This is a genomic window from Bradyrhizobium sp. CCBAU 25338 (genome assembly GCF_028128965.1).
GTDB lineage: Bacteria > Pseudomonadota > Alphaproteobacteria > Rhizobiales > Xanthobacteraceae > Bradyrhizobium > Bradyrhizobium liaoningense.
In genome coordinates, this window is sequence record NZ_LFKY01000038.1 from 1 (window position 1) to 25,000 (window position 25,000).

The following is a 25,000-nucleotide window of genomic DNA, read 5'->3' on the forward strand; positions in this document are numbered from 1 at the left end:
GGCGGCGGCTCCGGCGTCGGCGGCGGGGCGGACGGTCCCGGCTGGCGCGGGGCGTCGAAACGGGGAGCGCGCGGCGGGCGCGGGGCCTCGCCCTGGTCATCGATGCTGATTGACGGACGGTCGGCCCGCGGCGGCGGCGGGGCCGGTCGCGTCCGCGGCGGAGCCGGCTGAGATGCGGGAGCGTTACCCTCGCCGGCGCGGGTGCTGGCCCGGCGGAAGGCATCACCGCTGCTGCCGGAGCGGGCGCCGCCACCCGGGCGAGAAGCCTCGCGGGCGCGTTGAGCAGCCTCCGATTCGACCTTGCGAACGGCCTCTTCCAGCGAAAGCCGTTCGCGCGTGATCTCGGATTCGGAAAGCGGCGGCTGCACGCTCCGCAGCTGCGCGATCAGGGCCGTGCGCGCCCTCTCGTAGAGCGCGCGTCGGCTTTCGCCGGGAGCGTTGGGGTCCAAGGCGGCAATAGCGCGGGCGATCAGCGGATAGTAATCAGCCATTTCTACTCAACTATGCGCGCGTCCCGGTAAGATATCGTTAAGCCTCAAACGGATTTTGCACGAGGATAGTATCTTCGCGTTCGGGGCTGGTGGAAAGCAGCGCGACCGGGCACCCCACCAATTCCTCGATCCGCCGGACATATTTGATGGCCTGGGCGGGCAGGTCGGCCCAAGACCGCGCGCTGGCGGTCGGCTCCTTCCAGCCCTCGATGGTCTCGTAGATCGGCTCGACCCGGGCCTGGGCGCCCTCGCCGGCCGGGAAATGGTCGATCTCCTTGCCGTCAAGCCTGTAGCCGGTGCAGACCTCGATCGAATCGAAGCCGTCGAGGATGTCGAGCTTGGTCAGCGCGAGGCCATTGATGCCGCAGGTGCGAACCGCCTGGCGGACCAGCACGGCATCGAACCAGCCGCAGCGGCGGGGACGGCCGGTATTGGTGCCGAACTCGCGGCCGCGCTCGCCGATCTTGCGGCCGATCTCGTTGTCCTGCTCGGTCGGGAACGGGCCCTGCCCGACGCGGGTCGTGTAGGCCTTGCAGAGTCCGAGCACATAGCCGACCGCGCCGGGGCCGAGGCCCGAGCCGGTCGCCGCCTGCGCCGCCACCGTATTGGACGAGGTGACGTAGGGATAGGTGCCGTGGTCGACGTCGAGCAGCGCGCCTTGTGCGCCCTCGAACAGCATGCGCTTGCCTTCGCGCCGCTTGATGTCGAGCAGCCGCCACACCGTCTCGGCATAGGGCAGCAGCTGCGGCGCCATCGCCATCAGCTCTTTCAGGATCACCGCACTGTCGAATTCCGGCAGGTTGAGGCCGCGGCGCAGCGCGTTGTGGTGCGCCAGCAGGCGGTCGATCTTGTGCGGCAGCGTCTGATGGTCGGCGAGATCCATCAGGCGGATGGCGCGGCGGCCGACCTTGTCCTCATAGGCAGGCCCGATACCGCGGCGCGTCGTGCCGATCGCGGTCGCGGCGCTGGCGGATTCGCGGTGCGCATCGAGCTCGCGGTGCAGCGGCAGGATCAGCGTGACGTTTTCCGCGACACGCAGGTTGTCAGGGCTGACATCGACGCCCTGCGCCCTCAGCTTGGTGACCTCGTCGAGAAAGGCGGTGGGGTCGAACACGACGCCGTTGCCGATCACCGACAGCTTGCCCTCGCGCAGCACGCCGGAGGGCAGCAGCGCGAGCTTGTAGGTCTTGCCGTTGATCACCAGCGTGTGGCCGGCGTTATGACCGCCCTGGAAGCGGATGACGATATCCGCCTGCTCCGACAACCAGTCGACGATCTTGCCCTTCCCTTCGTCGCCCCACTGGGCGCCGACGACGACAACATTGGCCATGCGCGGGTAATCCTTCGAAGATTTCTCTGTAAGTGGCATGATCCGAACGGAAAACCGGGATCCACTTTTCCGGGATCATGCCTGCGCCCAGCCCAATTCCCGGCCGAGGCCGTTCGCACGCGAGGCAGCCCAACCGGATAAAGGAAGCAGCCCCTCTAGGCAAGCAAGAACGGGGCTTTTTTCAGGCTCAGCGCGTACTCCAAGCCTTTGATATCCCCGGAAAATCCAGAAACCTTCCGGGCCGGCGCAATGGCTTCGACCAAAGCGTGAGAGGCCGCCTTCGCCGCTGCATGGTCGCGATGCGTCCGCCCCCCATTGATGCAACCTCGATTTCCGTGTCTTTGGACAGCGCCGGGTGATCAGCCGGCCCGGGTCTCGCCGGGCCGGAGGCTTCGGCGTACTCCACGCGGGGCCCCAACAGCCACATGTCCGCCACCGGCCACACCACGAGCGCGGAAACATCCGGACACAGCTGGATCGCCAACCAGCCTTATCTGCTGCTCAGCATCACCGCGCTGTGCTGGGCCGGCAACGCCATCGTCGGGCGGCTCGCCGCCGGCCACATTCCGCCGGTCACGCTGTCGTTCCTGCGCTGGTTCTTCGCCTTCCTGCTGGTGCTGCCGTTTGCCTTCAGGCACCTCGTGCAGGACTGGCCGGCGATCCGCGGCAAGCTCGGCCTGATGATCACGCTCTCGGTCACCGGCATCGGCGCCTTCAACACGCTGCAATATTGGGCGCTGGAGCATACCCAGGCGCTCAATACGCTGCTGCTGCAGTCGGCCGCGCCGCTGCTCGTGGCGCTGTGGTCGCTGGTCATTCTCGGCATCCGGCTCACCTCGGCGCAGGCCTTCGGTGTGCTGCTGTCGATGTGCGGCGTGCTGACCATCCTGCTGCATGGCGATTTCACCACGCTGTCGAACATCGACTTCAACAAGGGCGACCTGATCTTCCTCCTCGCGCTCTTGATCTTCGCGCTCTATTCGGTGCTGTCGCTGAAGCGGCCGCCGATGCACGGCCTCTCGTTCCTCGCCTTCACCTTCGGCTGCGGCGCCGCCTGTCTCATTCCGCTGGAGATCTGGGAACTGTCCGCGCGCCCGGTCATGAAGCTCGACGGGCCGAACCTGCTGACCCTGTTCTACGTCGCCGTTTTCCCCTCGGCGCTCGCCTATCTCTGCTTCAATCGCGGCGTGCGCCTGATCGGCGCCAACCGCGCCGCGCCGTTCTTCCACGTCGTGCCGGTGTTCGGTTCGATCATGGCGATGGCGTTTCTGGGCGAACACCCGCAGGCGTTCCACTTCATCGGCTTCGCCCTGGTGCTGGCGGGCGTGTTCGCAGCGTCAAGAAAGCAGGCGACCTAGCCGCAAGCTACTTCTTGAACTTGCTGTAGGCTTCGCTGGTCGCGATGATGACGTGCTCGGCGCAGCCGTTGACGCGATGCGGATCGGCCTCGCGCTCGTAAGCCTCCGACGTCATCATGTCGAGGAAGGCCGAGACTGTCGGATAATAGACCAGCGCCACAAAGTCCCATTCATTGCCGTCGTGCGGACCGAGCGCAACCGTCTTGGCCTCGCCGGTCCAGAGCAGCGTGCCGCCGCGCGCCCTGATCATCGGCACCGTGATCGCGCTGTAGCGAAGATAAGCATCCCAGCCGGACCCGTCGCCGTCGCGCGAACGCGCATGGAAACGCATCAGGTTCAGCATCACCACCGGCGCCTGCGCATCGAGTTGCTCGAGGCCCACAATATTCAACATATTGACCGCCAATGGCACCTCCTCGGGTCATGCCTGCATTGTAGCATTGCGGCCCTGTGACTTGTGTCACAACGACAATCCGGCGCAAGCTCGCATGCAACGCCAATGACGACCGCTTCGCCCGCGCCACCGGCCTCGAATCCAGCCAGTTGGCTCAACAACCAGCCTTATCTGCTGCTCAGCCTGACCTCGCTGTTCTGGGCGGGCAACATCGTGCTCGCACGCCATGTCGGCGCGCATGTGCCGCCGCTGACGGTGACCACGATCCGCTGGTTCGGTGTGTTCCTGATCCTGTTGCCGTTCGCCTGGCCGCACCTGAAGCGCGACTGGCCCGCCCTGCGCAAGAGCCTGCCGCTGATGCTGTTCCTGTCGCTGGTCGGCTTTGCCTTCAACAACGCGATCTCGTACTGGGCGATGCAATACACCGAGGCGCTGAACGCGCTTCTGATCCAGTCGGCAGGTCCCCTGTTCGTGGCGCTGTGGTCGCTGGTGCTGTTCGGCGTGCGGCTGACGGGCGCGCAGCTCGGCGGCATCGCGATCTCGCTTCTCGGCGTGCTGATCATCATCCTTCGCGGCGATCTCTCTGCGCTTGCGAGCATCAGCTTCAACAGGGGCGACATCATGTTCGCCTCGTCGCTGGTGGCGTTCGGCATCTACTCCGCCTTCATCCCGCGGCGGCCGAAGATCCATCAGCTCTCCTTCCTGTCCTTCACCACCTGCTGCGGCGCGACAATGCTGCTGCCGACGGCGATCTGGGAGGCAGCAAGCGGCCGCGTGCTGCAATTCGACCTGGTGACGCTGGCGACGCTGGGCTACATCCTGATCTTTCCCTCCACCCTCGCCTACCTCTTCTTCAACCGCGGCGTGGCGCTGATCGGGCCGAACCGGGCGGCGCCGTTCTTCCATCTGGTGCCGGTGTTCGGCTCGGCGATGGCGATCCTGCTGCTGGGCGAAAAGCTGCAAGCGTTCCACCTGATCGGCTACGTGCTGGTGCTCGCCGGCGTCGTGATCGCATCGCGCCGGGGCTCGGCGGTGAAGTAATTCCGCGTGACGGACGCGTTCACGACCTACAGCCACCTTTCGTATCCGCTCCGGACAAGCTAGGTTCCCCGCCAACGAAAAAGAGGGAACGACCAAATATGATTTCAGCGTTGATTCGAAACCTGCGGACCGTCTGCGCAGCCGTACTTTGCCTCGCCGCAACATCGGCTCAGGCCGACAACTATCCGAGCCGCAACATCACGCTGGTGCTGCCGTTCGCGGCCGGCAGCGGCACCGACACCACGACACGGCTGATCTCGCAGCATCTGTCGCAAGCGCTCGGCGTCGGCATCGTGATCGAGAACAAGGCCGGCGCCAACGGCATGCTCGCGGCGACCTATGTCGCGAAGGCCGCTCCCGACGGCTACACGCTGCTGGTGACGACCAACACCACGCATTCGGCCAACCCCTATCTGCTCAAGAGCCTCACTTACGATCCGGTCAAGGATTTCACCCCGATCGCGCGCACCGGCGACCTGCCGTTCATGCTGGTCATCAATCCGGAAGTGCCGGCCAAGTCCGTCGCCGAGCTCGTCGCCTATGGCAAGGCCAATCCGGGCAAGCTGAGCTACGCTTCGGGCTCGTCGTCCGCAATCGTGTCGGGTGCGACCTTCGCGCACAATGCCGGGCTCGACCTCCTGCACGTGCCCTACAAGAGCTCGCCGCCGGCCCTCAACGACGTCATGGGCGGCCGCGTCTCGATGATGTTCGTCGACATCCTGACCGGCCTGCCCCACGTCAACGGCAATGCCCTGCGCGCGCTCGCCGTCACCACCAAGGACCGGTCACCGCTGGTGCCGCACCTGCCTTCGATGCAGGAGGCCGGCGTGCCCGACTTCGACATCTCGTCCTGGCAGGGCTATTTCGGACCGGCCGGAATGCCGAAGGAGATCGTGACCCGGCTCAACACGGAGATCAGGAAGATCGTCGAGAATCCGGAGATCAAGGCCAAGCTCGCCACGCTCGGCATGGACGCCTTTTCCGGCACGCCGGAACAGCTCCAAGCGTTCGTGAAGGATCAGCTCGTGCTGTGGGAGAAGCTGATCACGAACGCGAAGATCGAGAAGCAGTAGGCACGCGCAAATGCCACGTACTCCACATCTTCCGTTATGGCCGGGCTTGTCCCGGCCATCCACGTCTGTCTGCGCGCGCGGTGCCCACGAACGTGGATGCCCGGGACAAGCCCGGGCATGACGACGGCGTAGAGTTTTTGCGCCGCGAGTTACGCCGCACGCACCTTGGCGAGGAAGTTGTCGACGGCGGAGCGCAGCGCGCCGGACTGGTTGTCCAGCTCGCGGGCGTTGGAGAGCACGTCGGTGGCCGCGCTGCCGGTCGCTTCCGCGGCCGAGGTGACGCTGCCGATATGGGCGTTGATCTCGCTCGAGCCGGCCGCGACCGACTGGATGTTGCGGGCGATTTCGCGGGTCGCCTCGCCCTGCTGCTCGATCGATGCGGAAATGCCCGCGGTGATCTCGCTCATCTCGGCGATGGTCTGGGTGATGCCGGAGATGGCCGTGACCGCGTCGCTGGTCGAGGTCTGCATCGCCGCGACCTGCGCGGAGATCTCCTCGGTCGCCTTCGCCGTCTGGTTGGCGAGCGCCTTGACTTCGGAGGCGACGACCGCGAAGCCGCGGCCGGATTCACCGGCACGTGCCGCCTCGATGGTGGCGTTGAGCGCGAGCAGGTTGGTCTGCGCGGCGATCGAATGGATCAGCTTGACGACTTCGCCGATCTTCTCGGCGCCGGTCGAGAGCACCTGCACGGTGGCGTTGGTACGCTCGGCGTCGCTGACGGCGCGGCTCGCGACCTCGGTCGAGCGGGTGACCTGGCGGGAGATTTCCGTAACCGAGCTCGACAGCTCTTCGGCGGCCGCCGCGACCGTGCCGACATTGCCGGAGGCCTTTTGCGAGGCAGCGCCGACCGTCGCCGCACGCGACGAGGCGTCGCTGGCGGTTGCAGTCATCGACTGCGCGGTGGTCTGCATTCCGGCCGCGGCCGAGGAGACCGAGCGGACGATGCCGTTGACGCTGCGTTCGAAGTCGTTGGCCAGACCTTCCATCGTATTGCGACGTTCCGTCGCGGCACGCTCCTGCGCAGCCGCCTCGGTTTGCTCAAGCTCGCGGATCTTCTCCGCGTTGTTCTTGAAAATCTGGACGGTGGCGGCCATCGCGCCGACTTCGTCGCCCCGGCCAAGGCCGGGGATATCGCCTTCGAGCCTGCCGTCGGCCAGTTCCTTCATACGGGCGCCGAGCAGGCTCAGCGGACGGCTGATGCTGCGGCCGATCAGCCAGGCCACGCCGCCGGCCACGAGCATGATGCCGACCAGGGAGAGACCGAGCAGCCAGGCGACCGGCGCCAGCTTGGCATCGAGATCGTCGAGATACACCCCGGTGCCGACGAACATGTTCCAGGCGGGAATCGCCACAGCATAGGACAGCTTGCGGGTAACGACCTTCTCGCCGGGTCTGTAATATTCATAGCGCAGCGTGACGTCGCCCTTGGCGGCGATACCGTCGCGCAGCTCGCGGGTAAGCTTGCGGCCATTGGTTGCGATGTCGAGGCGATTGGTGCCGAACTGCTTCGGGTCGGGCGTCAGCACGGCGACGCCGTCCATCGTGTAGGCAAATATGTAGCCCGAGCCGTTGTCATAGGTCATCGAACTGCCGCGGCGGACGAACTCAGCAATCGCCGCGTCCTTGGTCAGCTGTCCGGCATCGACCTGCTTCTGCAGGCCCAGCGCCATATTGCGCGACATTTCAACCATGGCCCTGGTCTGCTCGAAGCGGGCATCCAGCAACTCCCGCTGCATCAAGTACGCCGCCAGCGCTCCAGCCACGCACAGTCCCAGCATGGCGACGCCGACAAGAATACCGAGCTTCGGGGCGATCTTCAGATTGCTAAATTTCACGGATTGGCTCCGGCAATGATGGGACACGGCGTGACGGGATCGTCGGAAATCGAATCAACTTCTAGTGTGGGAGGCCTTATCAAGTTACTTACGCCTCTCCGTAGAAGCCCGGACGCCGCCGTCAAAACCGGCAATTTATCTCGCCGGCAACAACCGGGGATTGTACGCGACCGCCCCGATTTCGCGTAAAAGACGCACAGGCCTGCCCGCGGAGGCAGGTCACAACAAGAAACCAAATCGGGAGCGGAAAATGCCGAAATACAGGGTGGTGACGCCGAAGGGTGCGAGCTTCACCGTCGCGGGCAGCGATTATTCCTACGAGCGCGAGGCGCTCGATCCGATCGATGCCGAGATCGTCGAGGCGCCCGCCGACGAGGCCGGGTTCATCGCCGCCGCTAAGAATGCTGACGCCATCTACGCCAAGGGCATCCCGATCACCCGGTCGATCATCGACGCGCTGGAGAGCTGCAAGGTCATCACGCTCGGCTCGGTCGGCGTCGACAGTGTCGACGTCAAGGCCGCCACCGCGCGCGGCATTCCCGTCACCAACATCCCCGACACCTTCATCGAGGAGGTCGCCGACCACGCCATGATGCTGCTGCTCGCGGGCTTCCGTCGCCTGGTCGAGCAGGACAGGATGGTGCGGAGCGGCCGCTGGGCCGAGGGCCGGCCGGCACTGCTCAAGGTCCCGAGGCTGATGGGCCAGACGCTCGGCTTCATCTCGTTCGGCCGCGTCGCGCGTGCAGTTGCGAAGCGCGCGGCGCCGTTCGGCCTGCGCATGATGGCCTATGATCCGTTCATCCAGGAAACCCTGATGTGCGACCACGGCGTGATCCCGGCGACGCTGAACGAGGTGCTGTCGCAATCCGACTTCGTGTCGATGCATGCCCCGGCCCGCCCCGAGGTGCATCACATGCTGACGGAGAAGCATTTTCGGCAGATGAAGAAGGGCTCGATCTTCATCAACACGGGACGCGGCGCCACCGTGGACGAGGAGAGCCTGATCAAGGCGCTGCAAGAGGGCTGGATCGCGCATGCCGCCCTCGACGTGCTGGAGAAGGAACCGCCCTCGCACAACAATCCGCTGCTCGGCATGGAGAACGTGACCCTGACAGCCCACGTCGCCTCGGCCTCGGCACGGTTTGACGAGGCACGCAAGCGCCGCGTGGGCTACGAATTGTCACTGGTGCTCCAGGGCATGTGGCCGGTAAGCTGCGTCAATCCGTCGGTGCTGCAGAATACCGCGCTCCGCCGCTGGCAGCCCGTCAGCATGGACCGCGGCCCGAACAGCTAGGCGGCCGGCGTAGAACGCGCCGACGACCGAAACGGCCCTTCACCGGCGATCAACGCCGGGAAGGGAACATCATAGGGAGGTACTCATGAGGAACGACATCACACGTCGTGATGCCTTGGCGCTGGGCCTGTCCGCTGCAACGCTCGCGGCCACCGGTGCTGCAGCGCAAACATCCAATATCAAGGCCGCCGACGTGGCGGCACCCAAACGCGAGATCGAGAAGGGCGCATCCTTGCGCATGCTGCGCCCGGTGCGCTTCGTCCAGGCGGACGAGGACGTGTTCCGCGCCAACGCGGCGAAGTTCACCAAGGAGACCGGGGTCGAGGTCAAGGTCGACTTCGTCGGCTGGGAAGACATCAACCAGCAGACCGCGGTGACCGCCAATTCCGGCGCCGGTCCCGACATCATCATCGGCTTCTCGGATGCGCCGCACATCTACATCGACAAGCTGATCGAGCTGACCGACGTCGCCGACTATCTCGGCAAGCGGTATGGCGGCTGGCTGCCGCTGGCGCAGCGCTACGGCAAGAAGAACAAGAGCGACGCCTGGATCGGACTACCGTTCGGTGCCACCGCGGGCCCCCTGATCTACCGCAAGTCGATCCTGCAATCGGTCGGCTTCGACAAGGTGCCGGAAGACCATGCCGGCATTCTCGACCTGTGCCAGAAGCTGCACAAGGCCGGCAAGCCGGCCGGGTTCGCACTCGGCAACGCCAAGGGCGACGGCAACGGCTTTGCGAGCTGGGCGCTGTGGTCGCACAACGGCTCCCTGCTCGACGAAGAGGGCAACGTCGTCATCAACAGCAAGGAGACCATCGCCGCGCTGAACTGGGTGAAGCAGCTGTACCCGACCTTCATCGCCGGCACGACGTCGTGGAACGACGTCAGCAACAACCGCGCCTATTCCTCGCAGGAGATTTCCCTGACCGCCAACGGCGTCTCGCTGTACTTCTCGCTGAAGAACGATCCGGCGACCAAGGCGATTGCCGAGGACAGCGAGCATCAATTGTTGCCGAAGGGCCTCGCCAAGGTCTCGCCGATGGCGGGCCTGACGCTGAACGCGATGGTGTTCAAGCACAGCCAGTACCCCAACGCCGCCAAGGCCTTCCTGCAATACATGCTGGAAAAGGACCAGTACGAGCCGTGGCTCAACGCCAACTCCGGCTACTGGTCCCAGCCGCTGGCCGCCTATGCCGAGGCCACCGTGTGGTCGCAGGATCCCAAGGTGAAGCTGTTCAAGAACACGATGAACAGCACCTATTACGACGGCTACAAGGGCCCGATCTCGACGGCGACGGGTGCCGTCAGCGCCGACTACGTGCTGATCCAGATGTTCGCGTCCGTCGCGACCGGAGCGGCCACGCCGGAGGCCGCGGCCGCCGAAGCCGAGCAGCGCTGCAAGCGGTACTTCCGGCGGCAGAAGTAGCGGCCGTCATTGCGAGCGAAGCGAAGCAATCCAGAGCGTGTCCGCGGAGACAGTCTGGATTGCTTCGTCGCTACAGCGCAAAATTGCTACGCAATCTTGTCGCGAGCTCCTCGCAATGAGGGTGTAGTGACCTTCAACGACAGGACAACAAACTGATGTCCGTGACGACCTTCTCTTCTCCGGAACTCGCGCAGCGGCAGCCGAACTGGCTGGTGCGGCTGTTCGACTACAAGCCGTTCCTGATCGTGATGTGCCTCGCGCCCGCGATCGGGCTGCTCACCGTGTTCCTGACCTATCCGCTCGGGCTCGGCATCTGGCTCGCTTTCACCGACACCACGATCGGCCGGCGTGGCGTCTATGTCGGCCTGGAGAACTTCCAGTACCTGCTCACCGACTCCCTGTGGTGGAACGCGGTGTTCTACAGCGTCCTCTACACGGCCGTCGCGACCTTCGGGAAGTTTGCCCTCGGCTTCTGGCTCGCGCTGCTGCTCAACAACCATTTTCCGTTCAAGAGCGTGCTGCGTGCGATCATCCTGCTGCCCTGGATCGTGCCGACCGTGCTCTCGGCGCTGGCGTTCTGGTGGATCTACGATCCCCAATTCTCGATCATCTCCTACCTGCTGGTCGACGTGCTGCATTGGCGCGACAGCAACATCGACTTCCTCGGCTCGCCCTGGCCGGCGCGCTTCTCGCTGATCGCCGCCAATATCTGGCGCGGCATTCCCTTCGTCGCGATCTCGCTGCTGGCGGGCCTGCAGACCATCTCGCCCTCGCTCTATGAGGCCGCGATGCTCGACGGCGCCAGCGCCTGGCAGCGCTTCCGCTACATCACCTTCCCGATGATGATGCCGATCCTCGCCATCGTCATGACCTTCTCGATCATCTTCACCTTCACCGACTTCCAGCTCGTCTACGCCATCACACGCGGCGGCCCCGGCAACTCGACTCATCTGCTCGCAACGCTGGCGTTCCAGCGCGGCATCGCCGGCGGCGAGCTCGGCGAAGGTGCGGCGATCGCGGTGTCGATGATCCCGTTCCTGGTGTTCGCGACGCTGTTCTCCTATTTCGGCCTGGCGCGCCGCAAATGGCAGCAGGGAGAGGCCAATGACTGACACCGTCGCGCAACCGACCGCGGACGCCAAAGCCGCGCCCGACACCATGGCCTGGGATTCCGGGCTGCGGCGGCTGATGATGATCTATCTGCCGCTCGGCTGCTTCGTGCTCATCCTGCTGTTCCCGTTCTACTGGATGGCGATCACCTCGTTCAAGCCGAACGCGGAGCTGATGAATTACAAGGAGCATAATCCGTTCTGGATCTCCTCGCCGACATTGGCGCACATCAAGCACCTGCTGTTCAACACCGCCTATCCGCGCTGGCTGTGGACGACGATGCTGGTGGCGATCGGGTCGACCACGCTGTCGCTGATCGCGAGCACGCTGGCCGCCTATTCCATCGAACGGCTACGCTTCCGCGGCAGCCCCTATGTGGGCCTCGGCATCTATCTCGCCTATCTGGTGCCGCCGTCGATCCTGTTCATTCCGCTTGCCACCGTCGTGGTGCAGTTCGGCCTGTTCGACTCGCCGCTTGCCCTGATCCTGGTCTATCCGACCTTTCTGGTGCCGTTCTGCACCTGGCTCCTGATCGGCTATTTCAAGTCGATCCCCTACGAGCTCGAGGAGTGCGCGCTGGTCGACGGTGCCACACGGCTGCAGATCCTGCGGCGGATCACGCTGCCGCTCGCGGTGCCCGGGCTGATCTCGGCCGGCATCTTCTCCTTCACGCTGTCCTGGAACGAGTTCATCTACGCGCTCGCCTTCATCCAGAGCGGCGCCAACAAGACGGTGCCGGTCGCGATCCTGACCGAGCTCGTCACCGGCGACGTCTACCAGTGGGGCGCACTGATGGCGGGATCGCTGCTCGGCTCGCTGCCGGTCGCGATCTTCTACTCGCTGTTCGTGGATTACTACGTCTCGTCGCTGACCGGCGCGGTGAAGGAATAGCAGAACTAGGCCAGCCGCGCCTTGAGGCGCGGCGTGGCCCAATCAAGAAAGGCGCGGAGCTTGAGCGGAGCGGGCTTTCGCTCCGCGTAGACGATATGCACGGGCCAGAGCGCCTGCTCGAATTCCTCCAGCATGAGGACGAGCCTGCCGGAACGCCGCGCGGCCTCCATCTTGTAGGACATCACGCGCGTGATGCCGGCACCTGCGACGGCAGCTTCGACCGCCGCTTCCGAGTCGCTCACCGTCAATCTCGACCGTATCGGCACCGTGACTTCGCTGCCATCCTTGACGAATTTCCAGCTCTTCTGCGCCGCGTGGCTGTCGACGCCGATACAATCGTGCGACGCCAGATCGGCGGGCTCGCTCGGGTGTCCCCGCTTCGCGAGGTATCCGGGACTGGCGCAGAGCACGAACCGGACCGAGCCGACCCGGGTCGCGATCAGGTTGCTGTCCGGCAGACTGCCGATTCGAATCGACACATCGATATTCTCGTGGACGGTGTTGACGATGCGATCGGTAAGGACGAGCCGCAGCGCGATCTCGGGATAAGCCTCCATGAACTCGAGCGCGATCGGCAGAAGGTGCATGTGGCCCAGTCCCCACGGCGCCGTGACCGCGAGATCGCCCCTCGGACTTCTGTACTCGCCGGAGACCTCCCTCTCGGCATCGTCCACCTGCTCGATGATCCGCTTGCAGGCCTCGATATAGGATCGTCCCGCATCGGTCAGCGTCATCTGGCGCGACGACCTCTGAAACAGCTGGGCGTTCAGCCGTGCCTCCAGCTCGGCAACCGTTCGGCTGACCGTTGCGACCGGCATCCTGAGGCGCCGGGAGGCTGCCGAGAAACTTCCTGTTTCATTGACGGCGATGATCACCGACATCGCCTCCAGCCGGTCCATCAGACGCGTCTTTCCGTAACCTGAGAAGTAGCTTCTCGATCATATGGACTGATCCCGCCGGTCGCAATCGGTTACCCGAAGCTTGCTGCGGACTTTGGAATGGACGGCTGGAAGGTGCCTGGAAAACGATCATTCGACGAACGCCGGACATCATTCGGCTGCTCGCAATTCCGGCATCTCGGCCTCACGCGCGAAGACAGCGTGGATTTGGATCTGCCTTCGGCATCCTCCGGCGCACCAACCATAAGCCGCCGAGCACAAGTCCACCGGCCGCTTTGACGACGTCATCGCAGAATGCAGTGCCGGGCCTGCGGGTACTGACGAATACAATCATCACCGATTTTGACTGGGAGATCGACATGAGTACCGAGAACATCACACGCCCATCAGCCGGCCTCGATCGCCGACACCTCGTCCTTGGCTTGTCCGGAGTTGCCGTTGCCGCGGCTGCGCCGGCTGCCGCGGCAAAACCGCAACGCGATCATACCAGAGCCGCGGGCTATCCAGTCACGTACCATCGGACCAAGACCGTCGACGGGATCAAGATCTTCTACAGGGAGGCAGGGCCGAAGGATGCACCCGTGGTGCTGCTGCTGCACGGCTTTCCGACATCGTCGCACATGTTCCGCAACCTGATTCCGGCGCTGGCCGACCGGTACCACGTGATCGCTCCCGACTACCCGGGCTACGGACAGAGCGACATGCCGCCGCGCGCGACATTCAAGTATACGTTCGATCGTTTCGGTGAGCTCGTCGATGGTCTGCTCGACCAGCTTGGCGTCAAGCGCTACGCGATGTACGTCATGGACTACGGAGCGCCAGTCGGCTGGCGGCTGGCGCTCAAACATCCCGGGCGCATCAGCGGCCTCATCGTTCAGAACGGCAACGCCTACGACGAAGGACTGAAGGAGTTCTGGAATCCGATCAAGAAATACTGGGCCGACGGGTCAGACAGCAGCCGTCAGGCGCTGATGAAGCTGCTGACCCTGGAGACGACCAAATTCCAGTACACCGACGGCATGTCCGACGTGAGCCGCATCTCGCCCGACAACTGGGTCCATGACCAGGCGCTGCTGGACCGGCCCGGCAACAACGAGATCCAACTGGACATGTTCTACGACTACCGGACCAATCTGCCGCTATACCCGGCAGTGCAGGCCTACTTCCGCAAGCACAAGCCGCCGACGCTGATCGTGTGGGGCAAGAATGATTTCATCTTTCCGGCCGACGGCGCCCATCCTTACAAGCGCGACCTTCCCCAGGTGGAGTTTCATCTCATCAACTCCGGCCACTTCCTGCTCGAGGACAGGTTCGACGAGGTGACGCCCCTGATCCGCGATTTCCTCGCTCGCAAGATTGCCTGAGGCGCAACGAGATCGGATCACGCGTCACCGAACCCGATTCCGATCTCCTCGCCGCCAAAAAGTAGCCGGGCCTGCGGCCTTTGGCCCGGCTTCACAAAACTGCAACGTGCCGTCCGCATAAGGCGTGCGTCCACAACAGGAGACGCACATGCGCGCGACCCTTCTCAGCACCGTCGCAACGATCATTCTCACCGCCAGTTCTGCGCTGGCGCAGAGCGAAGGCGAATTCCCGGCCAAGCTCGCCGGCCACGTGGTGATGCCGGCCGAGTCGTTCATCGAAGCGCCGGCTGACGCACCCGCCGATCTCAAGACTGCAGGCAAATATACCACCGGCAAGCGGGTCGACGCGCTTGGCACCGTCATGGGCAAGTCCTACGAACGTCCCACCGGCGTGTCGCTGCCGTTCAAGGGCCAGCCACTCCAGGGCCATTCGGGCATCAAGACCATGCCCGACGGCAGCTTCTGGGTCATCACCGACAACGGCATGGGCGCGCGCGCCAACTCGCCGGACTCGATGCTGTACCTGAACCGCTACAAGATGGATTGGGCGAGCGGCAAGATCGAGCGACAGGAGACCATCTTCCTGCACGATCCCGACAAGAAGGTGCCCTTCCGCATCGTGCATGAGGATACCCAGAAGCGCTATCTCACCGGCTCCGATTTCGACACCGAAGGCTTCCAGATCGTCGGCGACACCTTCTGGATCGGCGACGAGTTCGGCCCCTATATCCTGAAGGCCGACAAGTCGGGCAAGATCCTCGGCGTGTTCGACACGGTTGCCGACGGCAAGCCGGTGCGCTCGCCGGACAATTGGGCCGTCGCGACGCCCGGTGCGCCGGGCGCGACCTACACCAATGTCAATCTCCGCCGCTCCAAGGGCTATGAGGGCTTCGCCTCGTCGAAAGACGGCAAGTTCCTCTACGGCCTGCTCGAAGGACCGCTGTGGGATGCCGAGAAAAAGGACTGGGAGAAGGTCGACGGCAAGGAAGCCGCCCGCATCCTCGAATTCGACGTCGCCGCGGAGAAGTTCACCGGCCGCTACTGGCAGTATGTGTTCGAGCAGAACGGCAACGCCATCGGCGACTTCAACATGATCGATCAGGCCTCTGGCCTCATCATCGAGCGCGACAATGGCGAAGGCACCGCCGACAAGGCCTGCCCGCAAGGCACCCGCGGCGAGAGCTGCTTCCCTGACCTCGCCAAGTTCAAGCGCGTCTACAAGATCGAGCTCTCCGACGCCAATGTCGGCAAGCCCGTGCGCAAGATCGGCTATATCGACCTGATGAAGATCAGGGATCCCGACAAGAAGGCGAAGAAGCCGCTCAACGACGGCGTCTACACCTTCCCGTTCTTCACCATCGAGAACGTCGATCGCGTCGACGACACCCACATCATCGTCGGCAACGACAACAACCTGCCGTTCTCCTCCAGCCGCGATCCCAACAAGGCCGACGACAACGAGTTCGTGCTGCTCGAGGTCGCGGATTTCCTGAAGGCGAAGTAGCAGATCGGCCTCTCCACAGCTGCCACAAGCTCGGCTATTCGTCCCGGCGAAAGCCGGGACGCATAGCCGCAGGGAGCGGTTGTCGAACGAGATCGGAGTTGCCGATCTTTGTTGGGACGACGGCCGAGTTTGCGGCGGCGGTACACTACCTCACCGTGAATTCCACCGGGATCGAAAAGCTCATCGAACCGTTCCTGATCTCATCCGGAAACGGCGGGAACGGCGAGGCCTGGCGGATCATCGCCATGGCCTGGGCGTCGAAGGCGGCGACGCCGGACGAGCCGCCGAGGCGGCTGGACCTGACTTGCCCGCTGCGGCCGAGGGTGAAGCTCAGCCTCGCGACGCCGCGCTGGCCGCCCCCACCTGACGGATATTGGTGGAAGCGCATCAGATGCGCGCGGACGCGTTGATTGTAGGATGCAATCGCGGAGGCCATCGCACCCGCACTCATGGCGGATGCCATCGGCGCCTCGCGCTCGGCGCGCGGCGGTGCGCTGGTACGCGGCGCGGGCGTCGCCTCCGACGGCTTCTTCGCCTCGCGGCGAACCACCTTCGGCTTCACTGGAGCGAGCTTTTCGACCGGCACGGTCTTCGCCGGCTCGGGCCTGGCCGGCGTCGGCTCAAGCTTCTGCTCCGGTGGCGCGACGACCTCCGGTTTCTCCTGCGGCGGCGTCGGCGCGATGGTGTCCTCGATGGCCTGCTGCTGCACGGGTTCCGGCGGCGAGGCGTCGGCCTCTTGCATCACCGGCCCCGGGGCGAGGACGTCCTGCGTCGGCTGCGGCGCCGAGGTCACCGGGGCCATGTCGATCATGATCGCCGGCAGGCTGACGCCCTGCTCGGGCTGCGACTTGAGCCAGCTCGCCGCAAGCAGCGCGGCAGCAACGTGCAACGCCACGATCACGGCCGCCGAGACACCCCAGCGTGCGCCCTCGTGCTCGCCGAGCGGCTCGTGCAGGGCGAAGGCGTTCGCGGCCATCAGCTGCGTCCGTCGAGGCCGACCAGCGCGACCTTGAGATAGCCGGCATTGCGCAAGGTGTTCATCACGTCCATCAGGTCGCCATAGGAAACGGCCTTGTCGGCGCGCAGATAAATGCGCTCGTCCTTGCGGCCTTTGGTGGCTGCATCGAGCGAGCCGCTGAGCGCGTCGCGACCCACGATATCCTCACCCACCGCGATCGAAAGATCCGGCTTGACGGTGACGAAGACCGGCTTGTCGGGCCGCGGCGCCGGTTCGGCCGCGGTGGCCGGCAGATCGACGCCGATGTCGACGGTGGCAAGCGGAGCCGCCACCATGAAGATGATCAGGAGCACCAGCATCACGTCGATGAACGGCGTGACATTGATCTCGTGGGTGACGTCGAGATCGCTGGGGTCACCGCGCTTGAGCGGCGATCCCGTGGCTGCGCCGAGCTTGGTGGCCATGGCCTACTCCGCAGCCCGCGCCAGGCGGAGATGGCCGTGGTCGCGCTGGCGGCTGACCAGCAGCATGAGCTGCGCCGAGGCGTCGCCGAGCAGGGCGCGGTAGTTGGCGATGCCGCGGACGAGATGATTGTAGATCACGACCGCCGGAATCGCGGCGACGAGACCGAGGGCGGTCGCAAGCAGCGCTTCCGCAATGCCCGGCGCGACGACCGCAAGACTGGTGGTATGGCTCTCGGAGATGCCGATGAAGGAATTCATGATGCCCCAGACGGTGCCGAACAGGCCGACGAACGGCGCGGTGGCGCCGATGGTCGCGAGCACGCCGGTGCCGCGCGCGATCTGCCGCGACATCGCCGCCTCGACCCGCTCTAGCCGCAGCGCCACCCGCTCCTGCAGGCCGTCGTCGAGAATGCCGCCGGAGAGCTCGGCCTCCCTGGCGCAGGACTGGATGAGCTGGGCGACCGCGTCGCGCGCGTCGCCAGCCCTTGCGGATGCCTCGGCCAGCGTCATGTTGCCCTCGAGGGCGCGCGTCCGCTGCAAGGCGAGCGAGCCCTTGCGGCGCAGCTCGATGGTCTTGGCGAGCCACACCGTCCACGTCACCAGCGAGGCGATGGCGAGCCCGACCATCACCGTCTTCACGATGATGTCGGCGCTGACGAACATGCCCCAGGGCGACAGATTGCGCGGCAACAGGGCTTCGTCGATCGCGAAGGCCGGTGCCGGCGCGAGCGCCAGCGCGATGGCTAGGATTGCATGCCGAAGCCTGGAATTGCACTGCATCCCGATCTCCCGTCAGGTTGAAACGAGCTAGGCCTCTGGGGCGCCCGCGATCCGGTCCGCAAGTTGCCGAAACCGCGCCAACTGGTCTCCGCGTAGCGCCCGGGTTTCGTCCCGGCCGACAAACACCTTGAACATGATGCCGCCATCGGCGTTGACGAAGGCGACGAAGGCGGACGACTTGCCCATGAAGGGGCGCTCGATGAAGGCAACGGCCGCGCACCGCTCGTGGCGGAGATGGCCGTGCAGGCCCTTCGGCTGCATCAGGTCGAAATAGCCGCGGCCGATCTCGCCCGCGGGAATTGGGCCCGTGAACTCGAAGATCGCATCATCCGTGTGCACGATGAGGGTGACCTCGCCCCATTCCGCGATGTCCTGCATGACGGCAGCAAAGTGCTCGCCGCCCCCGATGCGCATCATGGCAGACGGCAGCGCCTCGATCACCGCGCGCGGGGTGACCTTGCGCTCGCGCGCGACGTCCTCGATCACCGCACCGGGATTGTCGGCCATATACGTCTTGAGATCGGTGCTCGGCATGTCCGGCTCCCTTTCGTGCTCGGCCGCGATCTAGGCGGCCGCGCTCGCCGTGCGCTCGGTCATGATGACCTCGAACCCTTCGAACTTGGGATGACCAAGATAGAGGCTCTCGCCGGTCTTGTTGTCGGCGCGCGCATGGGCGCGGCGGAATTCCTCCGAGCGCGTCCAGGCCTCGAAGGCCGCCTTGTCGATCCACACCGTGTGCGAGGAATACAGCGTGTGGTCCTCGGCGACCGGCCCCTTGAGCAGATGGAATTCGACGAAACCCGCCATGCTGCCGAGATAGGACTCCCGCGTCCGCCAGACGGTTTCGAACGCAGCTTCCGAGCCGGGTTTCACCTGAAAGCGATTCATAGCGATGAACATAAAGGTCTCTCCTTGCTATCAAGACGAATACGCGCCGCTGGAGCATCAGCGCGGCCCGGCGGAGGTTGTGGAGCTGCGGCGCCGGTCGGCTTACGCACCTCCAAAGTGGATCTTCATTCCGGCCTTGTAGACTCTGCCCGGACCCGGGCTCGACCACAGCACGTCGTTCTGCGACGTGCCGTCGGTCGAGCTGCCCGGAATGGCGTAAGGCCGGTAGTACTGGTTCAAGAGATTGTCGATCGAGGCCGAGATCACGATATCCCTGGTCGCATTGTAGGTCAGGTACAGATTGACGAGATCGTAGCCGGTCGAGCGGATATAGTTGGCCGGCACGTCGTTGTTGGGGCCGTATGACGCCCACTGCGCCGACAGGATCAGGGTACGATCGAGCAGGCGGACGCCGCCGGTGGTGACGACCTTGGTCGGGGTGATGGTCGCAAGCCCGATATTGGTCTGGACGTTCTTGCCCTTGATGTAGTGCCCCGCGACGCCGATGAACCAGCTGCCGGCATCGTACATCGTCTCCGCCTCGAAGCCCTCGATGCGGGCATTGGCGATGTTCTGGTATTGGTAGTACTGGCTGTACGAACCGAACGGCGGCACCGCGGCCGGCGCCGAAGCGACGAGGTCGATGTAGTCGCTGACATCGTTGCGGAAGAGATTGATCTTGCCGCGAAACGAGTCGTTGGCGCTGAAGATGTTGTCGTACTTCAGGTTGATGCCGACTTCCTTGTTCTTGCCGACCTCGGGACGAAGGTTCGGGTTTGGCAGGAAGCAGAACAGGCCTACGGTGCCGTCTGGACAGGGAAAGAAGGCCGGTCCGCCACCGGTCGCATGTGCGCCGGAGATCACGGTCTCGGTGATCGACGGCGCGCGATAGCCTTCGGCGTAGCTGACATAGGGCTGAAAGCCCGGAACCGGCGTGACGCCGAGCGTGATCTTAGGCGAGAAGCGGTCGCCGCCGGCGCTGGTCTTGCCGGCATCGAGGTCGTAGCGGTCATAGCGGATCGCGCTCACCGCCTCGAACCAGGTGCCGTAGTTCTGCTTCAGCTGAAGGAAACCGCCCGACACGGTGCGAATGCCGCTCGGCGTCGTGATGTTGGAATTGCCGCGGCTGTCGGTCGTGATCACGTCGTCCTGGAAGGCGTCGATGCCCCAGGTGACGGCATTGCGCCAGTCGCCCACGTTGAATCGCGTGGTGTTGTTGACGTCGATGCCGTAGGTATCGAGGACATAGCCGCGCTTGTCGCCGACACAGCCCGAAATGTTGTTGCCGAAATTGCCCGTCCCGCAATAGGCGCCGCCGGACGTGGAATAGTGATAGGTCTTGGTCTGGTCGTTGTCGACGCGATTGCCGTAGATCGACATGTGCCAGTCGAACAGATTGTCGCTCGGCAGCGAATAGTTCCAGGTGATGGTCCCGGTGTAGTTCTTCGCATCGGAAGCGTAGACCGACGAGCCCTGATAGAGCGCGCGCTGTGCTGCCGTTATCACCGGACCGCGGTTGAACTGGCCGATATCGTATTGATAGTCCTGGAAGACGGCGCCGAACTTGACCTCGTGACCGAGGGCCGGCCGCACCGTGAGCTTCATCAACCCGGCCTCGACCTGATTGCCGGTGTTGCCGATCTCGGTGCCGTTGCCGTCCTTGTAATTGCCTTGCGTGCGGTAGACCGCGCCGCCGAATATATCGACGTCGGGCGTGGCGCGCACGCCGCCGAACACCGAGCCCAGGCCGCGATTGTTGTTCGAGCCGTAGGAACCCGAGAGATCGACGCCCCAGCGCTCGCCGGGGCGCAGCACGTCGTTGATATCCTTGGTGCGGAACGAGACCAGGCCCCCGATCGCGCCGGAACCGTAGATGTTGGCGGTCGGGCCGCGCACGACGTCGACGCCGCCGATCAATTCAGGATCGAGGAAGAAGGAGCCGTTGGCATTGTGGCCGGTGCGCTGGTAGTTCTGCCGCGCGCCATCGACGACGACCGCGACGCGCCCGAAATCCTGCAAGCCGCGAATGTTGATGACGGTCGCGGGATCGTCGCCGCGCTCCTGAAACGACACGCCGGGAATGGCGTAGAAGATGTCCGACAGCCGGTTGGGCTGAAGCCCCTGGATCTTGTCGAGCGAAATCGAGCTGACGGGCGCGAGCGCATCGATCGCCCGCTCCGGGGTCTTGGTCGCGGCGACCGTGATGGTATCGAGCGTCTGCACGGGTGCGGTACCGCCCACTTGCGCGTGCGCATTCATGACGGCGGGCGTTGCCGGCTGCGCGACCTGCGGCTTGGCCGGCTTGCGCTTTGCCTGCTTCGGCCGCTCCGACGCCGCACTTTCGGCTTGCGGCGATGCGGTCTGCGCGAGACTGCTCTCCGTCACCAATGCCGCAATTGAAGCCACCGACGCGCCCAAGATCAGGGCGCGCGAATACCTAGCCTCGCCAGCCATAACAGCCCCAGCCTGCACTTCGCTTTAATTTTGGAGTCTCTTGGCTGGCGCGCGTTCGCAACGCGAACGACTGGGCTGGCTGATGTTCTCAAACCGCGGGGACGTACCCCGCTGACATAATTGGTAACGTGGCAACACTCTGACGGTCAATGACAACTGATTGCAGTTTATATCGATTGTAAAATTGCTGCCGTTGGAATGCGCCTCGCGCCGCTTATACAAGGCAGGACACGTCAGAGATTTCGAGAGCGCATCACAACAACAATGTCAGCAGCATCCGGAGACAGCGGCAGCGGCGCGGCAGGGCCGGCAGGAAGCCCTTCTGCAACAACGAGAACCCTCACCATGCGAGGGAGCCGGATCGACAGCCGCGAGCTGTTTGCGACCGAGCGCGAGATCATCATCGCGCATGGCGAGGACAGCTATCGCCTGCGCCTGACCTCGCAGAACAAGCTGATCCTGACGAAGTAACCTGCAATGGCATTTTGTCGCACCTTCGCTCATGTCCTGCTCGCCGGCACGATCGCGCTCGCGTCTGCCGTGCACGCGGCCGGCATCACCGTACATGACGCGCGCAATCGCGAGGTCGCGGTGAACGACTTCGCGCGCACCGTCTCGATCGGCGGCGCCATCACCGAGATCCTCTATGCGCTGGGGCTGGAGAGCCGGCTGGTCGGCGTCGATACGACGAGCCTCTATCCGCCGGCGGCGCTGCGCGACAAACCCAATGTCGGCTACATGCGCCAGATCTCCGCCGAGGGCGTGCTCGGCCTCAATCCCACCCTGATCCTGGCGATCCAGGGCTCGGGCCCGCGCGAGACCATGGAGATCCTGGAGACGGCGAAGGTGCCGCTGGTGCTGGTGCCCGAGACCTTCTCCGAGGAAGGCCTGATCGAGAAGATAAGACTTGTCGGCCACGCCATGGGTGTCGATGCGCGTGCCGAATGTCTGCGCGCCGCCGTCGGCGCGGATCTTGCGCAGCTCCGCGCACTGCGCGCCAAGGTGACGAAGCCGGTGCGCGTGATGTTCGTGATGTCGCTTCAGAACGGGCGGGCGATGGTGGCCGGCCACAAGACCGCGGCCGACGAGATCATCCAGCTCGCGGGCGCGACCAATGCGGTGGACGATTACGACGGCTACAAGATGATCGGCGACGAGGCGATCGTGGCGGCCAGGCCCGAATTCGTGCTGTCGATCGAGCGCGGCAGGGAGTCGCTCCAGGCCGACGCGATCTATGCTCATCCCGGTTTTGCGCTGACGCCGGTTGCGGCCAACAAGAGCTTCATCACCATGGACGGGCTCTATCTGCTCGGCTTCGGGCCGCGGACGGCGGCGGCGGCGCGCGATCTCTCCATCAAGCTCTATCCGGCGTTGGCCGACCATGGCGGCGCGTTCACGTCGGCCCTGTCGGCGGCGAATTGCCGGCAATGAGCGTGGCGGTCGGGATCGAAGCACCGAGCCCGCGACGAAGCGCGAGACGGCGGTCCGCATCCTTCGCGATTCCTGTCCTGATCGCGGTGCTCGCGGTGACAGCGATCGTCGCGCTGACCGTCGGCGCCGCCGGCATCCCTCTCTCCCGGCTGCCTGCCGCGCTGGGCCTTGCCGGCGAAAGCACTGCCATGACGGTTCGCGACCAGCTCGTTCTGTGGTCGATCCGTATTCCGCGGATCGCGGCAGCCGCGATGGTCGGCGGCCTGCTTGCCGCTGCCGGCGCGATCATGCAGGGGCTGTTTCGCAATCCGCTCGCCGATCCCGCCCTGGTCGGCGTCTCCAGCGGCGGCGCGCTGGCAGCCGCGAGCGCGATCGTCTTCACCGATTCGCGCTTCGGCGAGGCGCTGCGCTTTCTGCAGACCGAGCTGTTGCCGCTCGCGGCCTTCGCGGGATCGCTGGCGACCACCGCAATCCTCTACGGCATCTCCAGCCGATCGGGGCGGACCTCGATTGCGATCTTCCTGCTCGCCGGCGTCGCCATCACCGCGATCGCGAACGCGGGCATCGGGCTGCTCGTGTTCATCGCCGACGACCGTCAGCTGCGCGATATCACGTTCTGGATGCTCGGCTCGATGAGCGGCGCGACCTGGACCAAGGCCGCCGTGCTCGCGCCGATCCTCGTCATCGGGCTGGCAGCCTGCGTCTTCATCGCGCGCGGTCTCGATCTGCTGGTGCTCGGCGAGGCCGACGCGTTCCACGGCGGGGTCGATGTCGAACGCCTGAAGCGGATCTCGATCGTCATGGTCTCCGCCATGACCGGCGTCGCGGTGTCGATCAGCGGCGTCATCGGCTTCGTCGGCATCGTCGTGCCGCATCTGCTCCGCCTCGTGATCGGGCCGGCGCATCGCCTGCTGCTGCCGGCCTCGGTGCTGCTCGGCGCCATCCTGATGGTCGGCGCCGACACGCTGGCGCGCACCATCGTGGCGCCGGCGGAGATGCCGATCGGCATCCTGACCGCCGCCGTCGGCGCGCCCGTCTTTCTCTTCATCCTGCTGCGGCAGCGCGGGCTCACCTCGCTATGAACACGGTGATCGAGGCACGAGCGTTAGGCAGACGCGCCGGCCGCGCGACGCTGCTCGATGGCGTCGGCCTGACGGTTACGACGGGCGAGATGGTCGCCATCATCGGCCCGAACGGCGCCGGCAAGTCGACACTGCTGCGGCTGCTCTCCGGCGATCTTCGCCCGAGCGCAGGCGAGGTGCGCCTGAAGCAGCGCGACATCGGCAGCTTCACGCCGCGCGAGCTTGCCGCGCGCCGCGCGATGCTGTCCCAGCACATCAACGTCACCTTCCCGTTCACGGTCGAGGAGATCGTGCTGATGGGAGCAGGCGAGCGCAGCTCGCGCGAGGCTGGACCGCTGGTCGACTCCGCCCTGAACGAGGTCGGCCTCGCACATTTCCGCGAACGGCAGTTGCCGACGCTGTCAGGCGGCGAGCAGCAGCGCGCCCATTTCGCGCGCGTGCTGGTGCAGCTCGCCTGCGGCGAGGCCGAGCACGGCCCCGGGCTTTTGCTGCTGGACGAGCCGACCTCGAGCCTCGATCTGCGTCACCAGATCGACCTCGTCGAAGCGGCGCGCCGCCGCGCGGCTGCCGGCACCGCCGTCATCGCGATCCTGCACGATCTCAATCTCGCGATCCGCTTCGCCAACCGGCTGATCGTGCTGAATGGCGGCCGGCTCGTCGCCGACGGGCCGCGCGCGGAGATTGTCACACGCGAGATCATCCGCGATATCTTCGAGATCGACGCAGTCGTCCATCAGACCGATGGCGTGCCGTTTGTATTGCCGCAATCGATGCGGGCGGTTGAGACTGGAATTTAGCCCGCAGTCAAACCCGCGAAGATGGTGCGCCCCCTCCCCCGCTTGCGGGGGAGGGTTGGGGAGAGGGTGTCTCAACAACGAAGACTCCCCCAGAGGAAAGAGCCCTCACCCCAGCCCTCTCCCGCAAGCGGGAGAG

General features: G+C 64.9%; 23 protein-coding genes and 1 pseudogene. 13 read left to right on the plus strand and 11 right to left on the minus strand.

Annotated features, from left to right (window positions below; genetic code table 11):
- Positions 1–491 (minus strand): annotated as a pseudogene (locus ACM42_RS20190) (hypothetical protein); the annotation flags it as partial.
- Positions 492–528: 37 nt separating this feature from the next.
- Entirely contained in the window at positions 529–1,821 is a 1,293-nt protein-coding gene (locus tag ACM42_RS20195) for an adenylosuccinate synthase (protein WP_028179315.1), read from the minus strand.
- Positions 1,822–2,246: 425 nt separating this feature from the next.
- On the opposite strand from ACM42_RS20195, the gene ACM42_RS20200 reads away from it, so the two are divergent.
- Positions 2,247–3,179 carry a DMT family transporter gene (locus tag ACM42_RS20200; protein WP_271529581.1) on the plus strand — a complete coding sequence of 311 codons (933 nt, stop codon included), beginning with the start codon at positions 2,247–2,249 and terminating at the stop codon, positions 3,177–3,179.
- A 7-nt stretch (positions 3,180–3,186) separates the two neighbouring features.
- Here the strand turns inward: ACM42_RS20200 and ACM42_RS20205 are convergent, their stop codons facing one another.
- Positions 3,187–3,573, minus strand: coding sequence for a DUF1330 domain-containing protein (locus ACM42_RS20205; RefSeq protein WP_271529582.1), 387 nt, complete (start codon positions 3,571–3,573; stop codon positions 3,187–3,189).
- Between the two features lie 105 nt (positions 3,574–3,678).
- On the opposite strand from ACM42_RS20205, the gene ACM42_RS20210 reads away from it, so the two are divergent.
- Positions 3,679–4,614 carry a DMT family transporter gene (locus ACM42_RS20210; protein WP_271529583.1) on the plus strand — a complete coding sequence of 312 codons (936 nt, stop codon included), beginning with the start codon at positions 3,679–3,681 and terminating at the stop codon, positions 4,612–4,614.
- A gap of 98 nt (positions 4,615–4,712) precedes the next feature.
- On the plus strand, positions 4,713–5,687 hold the full coding sequence (locus tag ACM42_RS20215; RefSeq protein WP_271529584.1) for a Bug family tripartite tricarboxylate transporter substrate binding protein: 975 nt from the start codon (positions 4,713–4,715) through the stop codon (positions 5,685–5,687).
- 149 nt (positions 5,688–5,836) lie between these two features.
- Here ACM42_RS20215 and ACM42_RS20220 read toward each other — a convergent pair whose 3' ends face one another.
- Positions 5,837–7,522, minus strand: coding sequence for a methyl-accepting chemotaxis protein (locus tag ACM42_RS20220; protein WP_271529585.1), 1,686 nt, complete (start codon positions 7,520–7,522; stop codon positions 5,837–5,839).
- Between the two features lie 250 nt (positions 7,523–7,772).
- Here ACM42_RS20220 and ACM42_RS20225 point away from each other — a divergent pair, with 250 nt between their 5' ends.
- The 4 genes from ACM42_RS20225 to ACM42_RS20240 all read left to right on the plus strand — a co-directional run bounded on the left by ACM42_RS20225 (position 7,773) and on the right by ACM42_RS20240 (position 12,243).
- The gene (locus ACM42_RS20225) at positions 7,773–8,816 is read left to right on the plus strand and encodes a C-terminal binding protein (protein WP_271529586.1); all 1,044 of its coding nucleotides are present in this window, start codon (positions 7,773–7,775) and stop codon (positions 8,814–8,816) included.
- A gap of 85 nt (positions 8,817–8,901) precedes the next feature.
- On the plus strand, positions 8,902–10,242 hold the full coding sequence (locus tag ACM42_RS20230; RefSeq protein WP_271529587.1) for an ABC transporter substrate-binding protein: 1,341 nt from the start codon (positions 8,902–8,904) through the stop codon (positions 10,240–10,242).
- 155 nt (positions 10,243–10,397) lie between these two features.
- Positions 10,398–11,354, plus strand: coding sequence for a carbohydrate ABC transporter permease (locus ACM42_RS20235; protein ID WP_271529588.1), 957 nt, complete (start codon positions 10,398–10,400; stop codon positions 11,352–11,354).
- Positions 11,347–12,243, plus strand: a complete 897-nt coding sequence (locus ACM42_RS20240; protein WP_370120006.1) for a carbohydrate ABC transporter permease — start codon at positions 11,347–11,349, stop codon at positions 12,241–12,243. Before ACM42_RS20235 ends, ACM42_RS20240 begins: the two co-directional genes overlap by 8 nt.
- A 5-nt stretch (positions 12,244–12,248) precedes the next feature.
- Here the strand turns inward: ACM42_RS20240 and ACM42_RS20245 are convergent, their stop codons facing one another.
- On the minus strand, positions 12,249–13,142 hold the full coding sequence (locus tag ACM42_RS20245) for a LysR family transcriptional regulator (protein WP_271529589.1): 894 nt from the start codon (positions 13,140–13,142) through the stop codon (positions 12,249–12,251).
- 359 nt (positions 13,143–13,501) lie between these two features.
- Here ACM42_RS20245 and ACM42_RS20250 point away from each other — a divergent pair, with 359 nt between their 5' ends.
- Both ACM42_RS20250 and ACM42_RS20255 read left to right on the plus strand, forming a co-directional pair.
- Complete coding sequence (locus ACM42_RS20250; RefSeq protein WP_271529590.1) at positions 13,502–14,506, plus strand: alpha/beta fold hydrolase; 1,005 nt, start codon at positions 13,502–13,504, stop codon at positions 14,504–14,506.
- Between the two features lie 148 nt (positions 14,507–14,654).
- Positions 14,655–16,010, plus strand: coding sequence for an esterase-like activity of phytase family protein (locus ACM42_RS20255; RefSeq protein WP_271529591.1), 1,356 nt, complete (start codon positions 14,655–14,657; stop codon positions 16,008–16,010).
- Positions 16,011–16,155: 145 nt separating this feature from the next.
- On the opposite strand, the gene ACM42_RS20260 is transcribed toward ACM42_RS20255, so the two are convergent.
- From ACM42_RS20260 to ACM42_RS20285, 6 genes are all read right to left on the minus strand, one after another.
- The gene (locus ACM42_RS20260) at positions 16,156–16,986 is read right to left on the minus strand and encodes an energy transducer TonB family protein (protein ID WP_271529592.1); all 831 of its coding nucleotides are present in this window, start codon (positions 16,984–16,986) and stop codon (positions 16,156–16,158) included.
- The gene (exbD, locus tag ACM42_RS20265) at positions 16,986–17,432 is read right to left on the minus strand and encodes a TonB system transport protein ExbD (RefSeq protein ID WP_271529593.1); all 447 of its coding nucleotides are present in this window, start codon (positions 17,430–17,432) and stop codon (positions 16,986–16,988) included. The genes ACM42_RS20260 and exbD overlap by 1 nt, the downstream gene beginning before the upstream one ends.
- Positions 17,433–17,435: 3 nt before the next feature.
- Positions 17,436–18,212, minus strand: a complete 777-nt coding sequence (gene exbB, locus ACM42_RS20270) for a tonB-system energizer ExbB (RefSeq protein WP_271529594.1) — start codon at positions 18,210–18,212, stop codon at positions 17,436–17,438.
- Between the two features lie 27 nt (positions 18,213–18,239).
- Positions 18,240–18,746 (minus strand): heme utilization cystosolic carrier protein HutX, encoded by a 507-nt coding sequence (gene hutX, locus ACM42_RS20275; RefSeq protein ID WP_271529595.1) that lies wholly within the window; start codon positions 18,744–18,746, stop codon positions 18,240–18,242.
- Between the two features lie 30 nt (positions 18,747–18,776).
- On the minus strand, positions 18,777–19,112 hold the full coding sequence (locus ACM42_RS20280; RefSeq protein WP_271529597.1) for an antibiotic biosynthesis monooxygenase family protein: 336 nt from the start codon (positions 19,110–19,112) through the stop codon (positions 18,777–18,779).
- Between the two features lie 90 nt (positions 19,113–19,202).
- The gene (locus tag ACM42_RS20285; protein ID WP_271529598.1) at positions 19,203–21,554 is read right to left on the minus strand and encodes a TonB-dependent hemoglobin/transferrin/lactoferrin family receptor; all 2,352 of its coding nucleotides are present in this window, start codon (positions 21,552–21,554) and stop codon (positions 19,203–19,205) included.
- Between the two features lie 264 nt (positions 21,555–21,818).
- Between ACM42_RS20285 and ACM42_RS20290 the strand changes: the two genes are divergently transcribed.
- The 4 genes from ACM42_RS20290 to ACM42_RS20305 are packed head-to-tail and all read left to right on the plus strand — an operon-like array spanning position 21,819 to position 24,864.
- Entirely contained in the window at positions 21,819–22,025 is a 207-nt protein-coding gene (locus tag ACM42_RS20290; protein WP_271529599.1) for a hemin uptake protein HemP, read from the plus strand.
- Between the two features lie 6 nt (positions 22,026–22,031).
- Positions 22,032–22,985: a heme/hemin ABC transporter substrate-binding protein gene (locus ACM42_RS20295; RefSeq protein ID WP_271529600.1), complete on the plus strand. Its 954-nt coding sequence runs from the start codon at positions 22,032–22,034 to the stop codon at positions 22,983–22,985.
- On the plus strand, positions 22,982–24,067 hold the full coding sequence (locus tag ACM42_RS20300; protein ID WP_271529601.1) for a FecCD family ABC transporter permease: 1,086 nt from the start codon (positions 22,982–22,984) through the stop codon (positions 24,065–24,067). The genes ACM42_RS20295 and ACM42_RS20300 overlap by 4 nt, the downstream gene beginning before the upstream one ends.
- A complete protein-coding gene (locus ACM42_RS20305) occupies positions 24,064–24,864 on the plus strand; it encodes a heme ABC transporter ATP-binding protein (protein ID WP_271529602.1) in 801 nt (266 codons plus the stop codon). The genes ACM42_RS20300 and ACM42_RS20305 overlap by 4 nt, the downstream gene beginning before the upstream one ends.
- The last annotated feature ends 136 nt before the right edge of the window (positions 24,865–25,000 follow it).